Source organism: Sphingobium xenophagum NBRC 107872 (genome assembly GCF_000367345.1).
Lineage (GTDB): Bacteria > Pseudomonadota > Alphaproteobacteria > Sphingomonadales > Sphingomonadaceae > Sphingobium > Sphingobium xenophagum.
Genome location: NZ_BARE01000046.1, coordinates 25,252 through 35,814 on the forward strand (window position 1 = coordinate 25,252; position 10,563 = coordinate 35,814).

General features: G+C 65.3%; 9 protein-coding genes and 1 pseudogene. 2 read left to right on the forward strand and 8 right to left on the reverse strand.

The features are described from left to right. Positions 1-114: 114 nt before the first annotated feature. The 3 genes from glnA to map form a co-directional block, all read right to left on the reverse strand. Positions 115-1,527, reverse strand: a complete 1,413-nt coding sequence (glnA, locus tag SX1_RS17615) for a type I glutamate--ammonia ligase (protein WP_019054064.1) — start codon at positions 1,525-1,527, stop codon at positions 115-117. 98 nt (positions 1,528-1,625) lie between these two features. After that, positions 1,626-1,964 (reverse strand): P-II family nitrogen regulator, encoded by a 339-nt coding sequence (locus SX1_RS17620; RefSeq protein WP_017182220.1) that lies wholly within the window; start codon positions 1,962-1,964, stop codon positions 1,626-1,628. 247 nt (positions 1,965-2,211) lie between these two features. After that, complete coding sequence (gene map / locus SX1_RS17625) at positions 2,212-3,039, reverse strand: type I methionyl aminopeptidase (protein WP_019054065.1); 828 nt, start codon at positions 3,037-3,039, stop codon at positions 2,212-2,214. Between the two features lie 203 nt (positions 3,040-3,242). Here map and SX1_RS17630 point away from each other — a divergent pair, with 203 nt between their 5' ends. Next, positions 3,243-4,004 (forward strand): competence/damage-inducible protein A, encoded by a 762-nt coding sequence (locus tag SX1_RS17630; protein ID WP_019054066.1) that lies wholly within the window; start codon positions 3,243-3,245, stop codon positions 4,002-4,004. A gap of 3 nt (positions 4,005-4,007) precedes the next feature. Here SX1_RS17630 and SX1_RS17635 read toward each other — a convergent pair whose 3' ends face one another. After that, positions 4,008-4,679, reverse strand: a complete 672-nt coding sequence (locus SX1_RS17635) for a spermidine synthase (RefSeq protein ID WP_026149886.1) — start codon at positions 4,677-4,679, stop codon at positions 4,008-4,010. A 134-nt stretch (positions 4,680-4,813) separates the two neighbouring features. On the opposite strand from SX1_RS17635, the gene SX1_RS17640 reads away from it, so the two are divergent. After that, a complete protein-coding gene (locus tag SX1_RS17640) occupies positions 4,814-5,263 on the forward strand; it encodes a hypothetical protein (RefSeq protein WP_017182216.1) in 450 nt (149 codons plus the stop codon). On the opposite strand, the gene SX1_RS17645 is transcribed toward SX1_RS17640, so the two are convergent. The 4 genes and pseudogenes from SX1_RS17645 to SX1_RS17660 form a co-directional block, all read right to left on the reverse strand. After that, positions 5,248-7,032 (reverse strand): carboxypeptidase-like regulatory domain-containing protein, encoded by a 1,785-nt coding sequence (locus SX1_RS17645; protein ID WP_019054068.1) that lies wholly within the window; start codon positions 7,030-7,032, stop codon positions 5,248-5,250. The genes SX1_RS17640 and SX1_RS17645 overlap by 16 nt on opposite strands. Further along, complete coding sequence (locus SX1_RS17650; RefSeq protein ID WP_019054069.1) at positions 7,029-9,236, reverse strand: DUF4175 family protein; 2,208 nt, start codon at positions 9,234-9,236, stop codon at positions 7,029-7,031. The genes SX1_RS17645 and SX1_RS17650 overlap by 4 nt, the downstream gene beginning before the upstream one ends. Continuing rightward, positions 9,233-10,381, reverse strand: coding sequence for a BatA domain-containing protein (locus SX1_RS17655; RefSeq protein WP_019054070.1), 1,149 nt, complete (start codon positions 10,379-10,381; stop codon positions 9,233-9,235). Before SX1_RS17655 ends, SX1_RS17650 begins: the two co-directional genes overlap by 4 nt. Further along, a pseudogene (locus SX1_RS17660) lies at positions 10,378-10,563 on the reverse strand (DUF58 domain-containing protein); the annotation flags it as partial. The pseudogene SX1_RS17660 and the gene SX1_RS17655, both read right to left, overlap by 4 nt.

The following is a 10,563-nucleotide window of genomic DNA, read 5'->3' on the forward strand; positions in this document are numbered from 1 at the left end:
CCCTTAACATTTCGCGCCGGTAAATGAATTTTGCCGGATCATGACCGGAACGGGAAAGGCCCGGCCGCTTTGGAAGCAACCGGGCCTTGTCCTTTTTCGCAGCGCTGAAAAAGATCAGCCGCTATAATACATGTCGAATTCGACCGGCGAAGGCGCCATTTCCCAGCGATACACTTCAGGCCATTTCAGTTCCATATAGGCGTCGATCTGGTCCTTGGTGAACACGCCGCCCTTCAGCAGGAAGTCCTGATCCTTTTCCAGGCTTTCGAGCGCTTCGCGCAGCGAACCGCACACGGTCGGCACCTTGGCCAGTTCCACCGGCGGCAGGTCGTACAGATTCTTGTCCATGGCTTCGCCGGGGTGAATCTTGTTTTCGATCCCGTCGATACCGGCCATCAGCAACGCGGCGGTGGCGAGGTAGGAGTTGGCAAGCGGATCGGGGAAGCGGAATTCGACGCGCTTCGCCTTCGTGCCCGCACCATAGGGGATACGGCACGAAGCGGAACGGTTGCGCGCCGAATAGGCGAGCAGCACGGGAGCTTCAAAGCCGGGCACCAGGCGCTTGTAGCTGTTGGTGGTCGGGTTAGTGAAGGCGTTGAGCGCCTTGGCATGCTTGATCACGCCGCCGATGAAGAACAGGCAGGTGTCGGACAGGCCGGCATAGCCGTCGCCGGCAAAGGTGTTCTGCCCCTTGTTCCAGATCGAAATATGCGTGTGCATACCCGAACCATTGTCGGCCTTGATCGGCTTGGGCATGAAGGTTGCGGTCTTGCCATAGGCCTGGGCAACCATCTTCACGACATATTTGTAGATCTGGATGCGGTCGCAGGTTTCGACCAGCTTGCCGAAGGTGAGGCCCAGTTCGTGCTGGCTGCCGGCGACTTCATGGTGATGCTTGTCCATGGGCAGGCCCATTTCCATCAGCGTGGTCACCATTTCGGCGCGAATGTCGGTGGTCACGTCGACCGGGCCGACCGGGAAATAGCCGCCCTTGGCGCGGGGACGGTGACCCATATTGCCGCCGTCATATTTCGTGCCGCTGTTGGTGGGCAGTTCGACATCGTCCAGCTTGTAGAAGCTGGAATTGTAGGTGTTGTCGAATTCGACGCTGTCGAACATGAAGAATTCAGGTTCCGGGCCGATATAGACGGTGTCACCAAGGCCCGTCGACTGAAGGAACATTTCGGCGCGCTTGGCGGTCGAACGCGGATCGCGCGAATAGAGCGAACCATCTTCGGGTTCGACGATGTCGCACACCAGGATCATCATCGGCGTCGCGCTGAACGGATCGAAGAAAACCGCGTCCAGATCGGGCTTCAGGATCATGTCCGATTCGTTGATTTCCTTCCAGCCCTCGATCGAGGAGCCGTCGAACATCAGGCCGTCAGTCAGCTCATCTTCGCCAATGACGTTCGCGCACATCGTCAGGTGGTGCCAGGTGCCCTTGGGATCGGTAAAACGGACATCGACCCACTCGATCTCCTTTTCCTCGATCATCTTGAGAATGTCTTTTGGCGTATTGGCCATGTGCGCTTGCCCTTCTCGTTTATTACCCCCCCGAAGGGGTAGATGGATGCCCGTTGTTCCGTCGCCCCGATGCCGGGATGACCAGAATTTGCGTGAAATCAGATCGCGTCGCTGTCCCGCTCGCCGGTGCGGATCCGCACGGCGCCCTCGACGTTGGAAATGAAAATCTTGCCGTCGCCGATGCGTCCGGTCTGCGCTGCGGCGCAAATCGCCTCCACCACCCGGTCGGCCAGCGCATCGTCGACGACGACTTCCAGCTTCACCTTGGGCAGGAAATCGACGACATATTCAGCGCCGCGATAAAGTTCGGTATGGCCTTTCTGGCGGCCAAAGCCCTTGGCTTCGGTCACGGTAATGCCCGACACGCCCACTTCGTGGAGTGCTTCCTTCACCTCGTCCAGCTTGAACGGCTTGATGATGGCTTCGACTTTTTTCATCACTAGTATTCCCAACCCATAACGCACGACAGAATGCGGGTGCGACCCGCATTCCTCTCTCCTCAAGTGACGTTCGTCATGCCCCCCAAAAGGCCAGGCGCCGTCCCTCTTGATATCCAATTACCGTGCCAAATGGCGAATCGCTAGAACATGCTTTCGGCGATGCAGCAATCTTTGTCCATATTGCCCGGATTCAGGGCATTTTCTTGCCAGGCTGCCCGTTTTTTAAGCAGTCGTTGGCGCGCGCTCAGCTATAGGGCGGCGCGTCCAGTCCGGCGGGGCTCTTGGTGAAAATCTCGCATCCGGTTTCGGTAATGCCGATACTATGTTCGAACTGGGCGGACAGGGTGCGGTCGCGCGTCACCGCCGTCCAGCCATCTTCCATCATCCTGACGCCGGGCTTGCCGATATTGATCATCGGCTCGATCGTGAAGAACATGCCGGGCTTGAGTTCCGGGCCCGTACCGGGGCGGCCGATATGCACGACCTCCGGGCTGTCATGAAACACCCGGCCCAGGCCATGGCCACAAAAATCACGGACCACGCCATAGCGGTGCTTTTCGGCGTGCCGCTGGATCACATGGCCGATGTCGCCCAGATGGTTGCCGGGCTTTGCCTGTTCGATGCCCAGCATCAGACATTCATAGGTCACCTCGACCAGCCGCCGCGCCTTGATCGGCGCGTCACCCGCGATGAACATGCGGCTTGTGTCGCCATGCCACCCATCGACCAGCGGGGTAACGTCGATATTGACGATATCGCCGTCCTTCAGCCGATAATCGCCGGGGATGCCGTGGCAGATGACATTGTTGATCGATGTGCAGCAACTATGGGTATAGCCGCGATAGCCAAGCGTCGCTGGCACGCCGCCACCGTCCAGCGTCATCCGGCGCACGATGTCGTCCAGTTCGCCGGTCGTCACGCCCGGTACGACATGGGGCACCAGCGCATCGAGTATCTCGGCCGCCAGCCGTCCGGCGCGGCGCATGCCTTCAAAACCCGCCGCGTCATATAATTTGATCGCGGCCGAACGGGAAATCGGCGCATCGGCCGTCATCGTCATATATTCGGTCATGACATGACTATAGGGGCACCCGCGCCATAATGCGAGAGGGGCGGCCAGTGGTCCGATCCCGATATTCGATTGAGCGTGAGGGGATGTCACACGCGCATGCCCGATACGCAGCGGACCATCAGAAATATTTGAGTTCCAGTGGGCTTTACGATGTCAAAATCAATCCACTAGGCAGGGCGCCATGCGCAGGCTATGGACGCGCCATGGCCGATCCTACCCGCATCTGGACCGCAGCGCTGATCGTGATCGGCGACGAAATCCTGTCTGGCCGCACGCAGGACAAGAATATCAGCCAGATCGCGATCTGGCTCAATGTTCAGGGCATCCGCCTGCGCGAAGTGCGGGTGGTGGCGGACGATAGCGACGCGATCGTCGAATCAGTCAACATCCTGCGCGCGCGCAACGATTATCTGTTCACCACCGGCGGCATCGGCCCGACCCATGACGATATAACCGTCGATGCGATCGCGGCGGCGCTGGGCGTGCCGGTGGAAGTGCATCCTCAGGCGCGGGCGATGTTGGCGGGCTATTATGAAACGCGCGGTGGCCTGACCGAAGCGCGGCTGCGCATGGCGCGGGTTCCCGCCGGGGCCAGCCTGATCGAAAACCGCATGTCAGGCGCGCCGGGTATCCGTCATGGCAATATCTTCATCATGGCGGGCGTGCCGCACATCACCGCCGGTATGCTGGACAGCCTGACCGGCACGCTGGAGGGCGGGCTGCCGCTGCTGTCCGCCACGATCGGCTGCTGGGTTGCAGAGAGCGAGATTGCCGACCTGCTGGGCGCGGCGGAGCAGGCGCATGAGGGATGCCAGATTGGCAGCTATCCCTTTTTCCGCGAAGGGCGCACGGGCGCGAACTTCGTCGTGCGCTCGACCGACGCGAGCGCGCTCAACCAGTGCCTCACGGCGCTTAGCGCGGCGCTGGAACAGGGCGGGTGGCCCGTCATCCCGAACGGGATCTAAGGGTCAGCGCTTCGCCGCGAACCAGATGACATGGCGCGGCCCCTTGCCATTGTCGCGCGCCTTCACCGCCACTTCGTCGACGGCAAATTTGGCATTGCGCAGGCGGCGGGTGAAGGCATCGTCCGACCCCGCCGACCAGACGGCCAGAATGCCGCCGGGACGCAACGCGTCGCGCGCAATCGTAAGTCCCTGAGCGGAATAGAGGCGGTCATTCGCCACCATGGTCAGCCCGTCAGGCCCATTATCCACATCCAGCAGGATCGCGTCATAGCTGCTCCTGCCGTCCGCGATCGCGCTCGCCACGTCGCCCATGACGAGTTCTACGCGCGGATCATCCAGGCATCCGGCAGCCAGATCGACCATCGGACCACGCGCCCATGCGATGATTTCCGGCACCAGTTCGACCAGCGTGATCCGCGCGTCGGCGGGCAGGATCGCCAGCGCTGCGCGCAGGGTAAAGCCCATGCCATATCCGCCGATGAGCAGATGAGGCGCCTTGCGGCCCGCGAGCCGCTCGATCGTCATGACCGCCAGCGCCTTTTCCGACCCGCTCATCCGGCTGCTCATCAACTCGTTGCGATCCAGCACGATCATGAAATCGCCGCCCCGGCGATAGAGCTTCAATTCCTCCCCGCCCGGAATGGCGGCGGAGCCAAGATATTCGCGCGGGATCATGCTGGTGTCTTTCCTGGATGATATGTCGCTGGCGCGCATGGCAGCTTGGCAAGCCCCGCGCAAATGCTACAGGCATTCGCAGATGCCGTCTTGCGATGGCCAGACCTATCGAACGGCGGGCAGTTCCTTTTTTCATGCGCTATTTTCTCGACACTGAATTTAACGGTTTTGGCGGTGGGCTGATCAGCGTCGCGCTGGTTCCCGAACATGGAGACCAGGAATTTTACGTCGCGCTGCCGCTGCCGGACGATGTCGAGCCGTGGGTGGCGCAGCATGTCGTCCCCTATCTGCGCCATGTGCCGCCGGGCATATATCTGGAACTCAACCGGGCCGATGCGGCCGATCATGTCGCCGCCTATCTGGAAGGGGATGATGATCCGCTGATCATCGCCGACTGGCCGGAGGATCTGGCCCATTTCTGCGCTTTGCTGGTGAAGGGGCCGGGCCTGATGGCGGGGGTCGATTTCGGTCTGCGGCTGGAACTGATCAATGCGGCGGGCTTTAGCGCGGCCGCCAACAGCCGGGTGCCGCACAACGCCCTGCACGACGCGCGGGCGCTGCGGGATTTCTACCTCGCCGATTGAGGCGCAGCGGCGCGGCCCACCCGCGCCCGCTCCAGCCACCACAGCAGCGCGCTTGCCAGCAACCAGCCGATCGCGAACGGCCAGGGCGATCCGGGGACTGACTTGCCCCTAGCGGCCTTGTCGCCCGATGCTGGCGGGCGCAGCATCAACATGGCGTCCCGATCCCGCGCGGCCCGCATCACCGGCAGGGCATTGGCAGCCTGGACGTAGAAGGGCGTGGCCTGGCCATCCCCCGCCCGGCGCAGCTGGTGCCAACCAGTCTGGTCGGGCCAGAAGGCGCCGCATCCCGCTACTGGCAACAGATTCGCCATTCGTCCATCCGGGCGTTCGACCTCAGCAGGGGCGGTCAGGCCGCACAGGATCATCCGCTCGCCCGCCCATCCCGGTGTCGTGATGGGCGTCATGCCGGGGGCGGGGCGTGCAACGGCCGCCAACATCGCGCTCCACCAGTCGCCATGCAGCCCCCGATGGCCCGTCAGCGTCAGCGCATAGCTGTCGATACCAGTGAACAGCGCAACTCGCCCGCTACCCACCGCCCGCCAGGCCGCAAGCGTCACGCCACCCGCATCGCGCAGCAAAGGTACGGCGCTCTGACCCTCCGGCGTCAGGCCAAGACGGCTGATCTCCGGCAGCGTTTCGTCGGGCAGGGCCAGGTCCGCTGGCCTGTCGTCGCTGCCGATGCCCTGCCGGGTGCGCGCGATGGTGGGGGCAAGGGGCTTGGGCAGGGCGAGGGGAACCAAGCCGCCCTTGCCCGTCAGGCCAAAGCCCAACGCCTGCCATTGTCCGCGGGTCGACGCGTCGATCGGCCCGCTGGGGTGCAGGATCAGACCCAGCCCGTTGCGCGCCGCGTCCATCAGCACGCCGCGCCGCGCTGCCCAGCTGCGGTCGTCGACGATCGCGGCGTCGAACCGGCGGAGCGTTGCTCCGTCCATCGCGATCGGCGCGTCGCCAAGCGCAATGCCGCCGCCCGCGCTCATTTGCGTTGTGACGGCAAAGCCCGCATCGGCAGCCCAGCGGCGCAGATATTTGACTTCGGCATTGGGCGCGGCCGACAGGATCAGCAGGCGCGGGGCTGGGCTGTCAGCGACCAGTAGCGGGACGTTGGCCTGTTCGACGGTGCGGCGGCCATCGCGCACGCGCAGGGTGAACAGCACGGCCCCGGCGGCGCGCGCGGTGCCGGTCAGCGCAAAGCGCCCATCGGCGTCGGCCTGAACGCTGTCCGTCACTTGCCCGGCCGGGTCGAGCAATTCGACGGTGGCGCGGGGCAGGGCGCTCAACTGCCCGCCCAGGCTGAAGCTGCTCCCCGGCGCGACGAGCGTTGGCGGGGCAACATGGCTGATACCCTGACGCAGAGGGCGCGGCTCAAAACGGACGGCGACTCCCCTTGCCGCTTCCATGTCGCGGGGCGGCAGGCCGTCGCCCAGCACGATAATCTCGCTGGTGCCGGGGTGCCGCCGCAAGGCGGTCGCAAGGTCGGGCACATGTTCGCCAGCGCCAATGTCGGGCGCTTCGGGCAGCAGGACCATAGGACCAGCCGCCAGACGAGACGTGCCGCGTGTCGCGATCCGCAGCGCGCCGCTGCTCATGGTCGTCGCAGGGGGAAATAGCGTCAGAAACAACAATATCCCGCACACCGGCTGGAGCAGCAGCAGCGCGATCAATCGCCTGGGCGACGGCGCGCTTGCGCTACGATGCCACAGGATCAGACGCACGCCAGCCACAATCATGGCCACGCCCAACAGGATGGCGGTCATCCATGCGGCGGTCATGGCTTGCCGCCTCCTATCGCGCCAAGATAGCGCGCGCCGCCAGCATCGGCGGGACGGCGCCGGGCAGGCTGGGCGGGCGGTCGTTCCATGGCGGTCCAGAGCAGGGCGCGCAACTTGACGCGGCAGGGCAGACAGGCGGGATCGCGGCGGACGGCGTCGATCGCCCCTGAAAGCGCCAGCGGATCGGGCAAATGGGCGGATTGCCCCCGCGCCCAGCGGTCCAGCGCATCCAGCGCGATCGGCCCCCGGATCGCGCCCGGCCCATCGCCCAGCGCGCGCCAGGCCGCCGCAGCGGGACCGTCCCGTCCTTCGACCGGGCTGATCGCCAGAACGCGACTGGCCAGCCCCTCCCGCTTGCCGGTCATGCGGCGGCTGGGGTCGATCGGCGGGAGTTCCGGCCCGACCCGCGACAGGAAGATGCGGGTCGCCTGCTGCACCTCCTTGATGAAACGCAGCGCGCGATAGGCAAAGGGCAGCGCCAGATCGGGATGGCCTTGCCTCAACTGCACCTCGGATTGCCACATTTCATCGACCGCTTTCTTCAGGATGGCGCGGGTTTCGGGATCGAGGCTGGACGCGGGCGAATCATCATGCGCGTGGCCAAAGTCTGCCAGCACATCCTCCGGCGCGCCAAAGCCCGGCGCGGGTCGCCGCGGTGCGCCGCCATGGTCATGGCCATGATCATGGCCCTGGTCGTGCCCGTCATCGTGATCGTGGTCGTGATCATGATCATGGTCGTGCCCTTGATCGTGGTCATGGCCATCATCGTCGCTATGCTGTTCGCCATGATTGGGGGGCGGTTCCGGTTCGCCTTCCTCTTCGCCGCCCAGAAACTGGCTGTAACGGCCGCGCAATATCCGTTGGTCGCTGCCGATGCTGGCGGAACGGGCAAGATAGCGATCGGCGGCAAGGCGGCGCTTCTGCTTGAGGAGCGCTTCAGCATCGATGATGATCTGTCGCTGACTGCGGAAATAGGCCGGCAGGGTGATATTGACCATACCCTCCAGCCCGCTGCTTTCGGGCTGCCTGGACGATGGCCAGCGCAGGATCAGGCTGGGGCCGCGCACTTCCTGCGCGGCGGGTTGCCGCATGTCGCGCACGATGAGTTGCACCACCATGTCGCCGCCCGCGCTAAACCCAAGAGCGCCGAAATCCAGTCGGGGGCTGAAACGTCTATCGCGTGGTGGTCCGCTGCCCGAAACCGCTATTTCGCGCTCGCTGAAGGTCACATTCTCACCCTCGCCGATCGCCAGCGTGACGCGGAGCCGTGCGGTTGCGGCGACGCCATAATCGTCCGTGGCGGCAAAGACCGGGGTCCAGTTGCGCTGACCGGCCTGTACCATCGTCAGGCTGGCGGCCGGGCTGATCGCGCGCACCTGCGGCGGACTGTCGGCAATGGCGTCGACCCGGTGGAGAGGCGGCGTCGGGCCACGGCCTGATGCGGGATCGACGCGATAGAGGAAGGAAGCGTCGAGCGGGCGGCTGGCGATCCAGTTTGGGCCGTCGCGGCGCAGGGTGATGTGTGCGCCGCCGACCGGCAGGATCGCCGGGACAGTCGCTTGTGGATCAAAACGCAGCGTCCATTCGATCCGCGATCCAACCGGCGCGCGCGCGTCCAGCGATGCGGAATCGCGCGGCGGCAGGCCGGTATAGGCAGGCGGGATGATCCGCAGATTCTGCGCGGTCAGACGCGGGATGCCGGGCGTTGCGGGCAGCGCTTCCGTGCTGGGGGCCAGCGTCGGCGGCCCATGACCGGGGCGCGGCCAGAACAGCGCGAGGCCGACCGCGATCAAGCCCATGATCCCCGCGAGCAGGATCAGGCGGCGCGACCAGTCGGGACGCAGGCTGTCGGGACTGTCGCGGTCGATCCTGCCGAGCAGCCGCGCCTGCTGGAGCCGCTCAAGCGGGCCAAGTAGAGCAGGGTCGGCGAACAACAGGTTGGCGCTGTCCTCCATGTCCGGCCGCTCGCGATCCAGCGTATGGACCAGCCAGGCTTGATCATAGCGCCGGGCACGATAGCGCGCAGCAAACAGGGCGATCGCCGCTGCGATCATGGTGGCCGCAACGGCGGCGATGATGCCCGACAAGCGCCAGCCAATGGCCGCAAGTCCCACGACCAGCGGCACGGCGAGGGCGAGACTGTCGGCCATCACCCGATATTTTGCGGGAGCCGTCCAGCGGGCGAGCAGATTGTTCGCGCTCATGGACTGATCCCCCGGCTGCGGCGGGTCGCCAGCCAGCGTTCGGCGATCAGCAGCGCTGCAATCAGGATCGCCAGCCACGGGCGCATATCCTGCGGCGGCTGATCATAGGCACGTCCGCCAGTCAGCGGCGCATAGTCAGCGGCGGCAACCCGCGCTGGCGGCGGCGGGGCCGGGGTCAGCACGGCACGCAGACGGGTCGGGAAATCGGCGTCCAGCAGGGCCGGCATCATGGCCGGGGTCAATGGACGGGTGAAGCGCAGCAGCCGCCCCTGGCCCAAAGGTATAGCCTCTACCAGCGGTGCGCCAAGTGCGTCACGCCAGAGCGGCGCGCGCGGCGTGTCGGCCGGAACCAGCATGTCCGACGCGACCAGCGCGGTGCCGCCCTGCTTGGTCCAGCGGCTCAGCCCGTCCGGCACTGTCCCGCCGCCCAGCCAGATCAGGACATGGCGCTGGTCCGGCAGTGGCGCATCTATCGCGCCTGTGTCGACCGCGGCATCGCGACCAGCGGGTTGCCATGCCAGCGCGGCGGCGCGCAGATAGCGGATGCCGCCGCGGTGCTGCGCATCATATCGGATCGCCAGCGGCGCTATTGGGGCAGGCTGGGTGCGCGGGGCAGACATGGCGCCCGGCACGATCCGCCATTCCGGCTTGCGCGACAGGCGGAGACGGTCGGCATCCGCTCCTTCGATGACCTGCGGCGTGATAATCGTCAAGGGAACATCGGCAGGCATTTCCGCGTCAAGCTGACGGATCAGGCTGGCGACGGGGAATGGGCCGGATGGCGACGGCTGGTCGATCGACGGAAAGCCGGGGGCCAGCCAGACCGATCGGACATCGCCAGTGGGCGCACGGGTGGGATCGACACCGGGGACCAACGCCGCGACGGGCTTGCGGTCTCCGGCCCCGAACAGCACGGGCTGGGCAAGCCACAGCGCAACCAGCGCCAGCAGGAGGAGGCGCAGCAGCAGCAGCGGCCATTCGTCGAACCGCAGCCGCGATCGAGGCCGGGGCTTTTGCCGCAACCAGCGCAAGGCGGCGAAGTCGGTCGGCACCTGTTCGCTGCGCCGGGCGATATGGATGACCAGCGGGACGATGAGCGCCAGCAGCGCGGCCAGCGCGCCGGGCAGCAACAGGGCAGGCATCATTGATATTCCGCCGCTTCATGCGCGCCGAACAGGCGGCGCAGCGGCACGTCGATCGGCTGGTCGAGCATGTGGGTGGCGTAACGGATTCCCACCGCGTCCAGCCGATCATGCAGCGCATCGCGCGCCGCCCCGAAACGGGCAAGAAACTCGCTGCGCAGGGCGGGACCGTCCGCCAGCAAGGC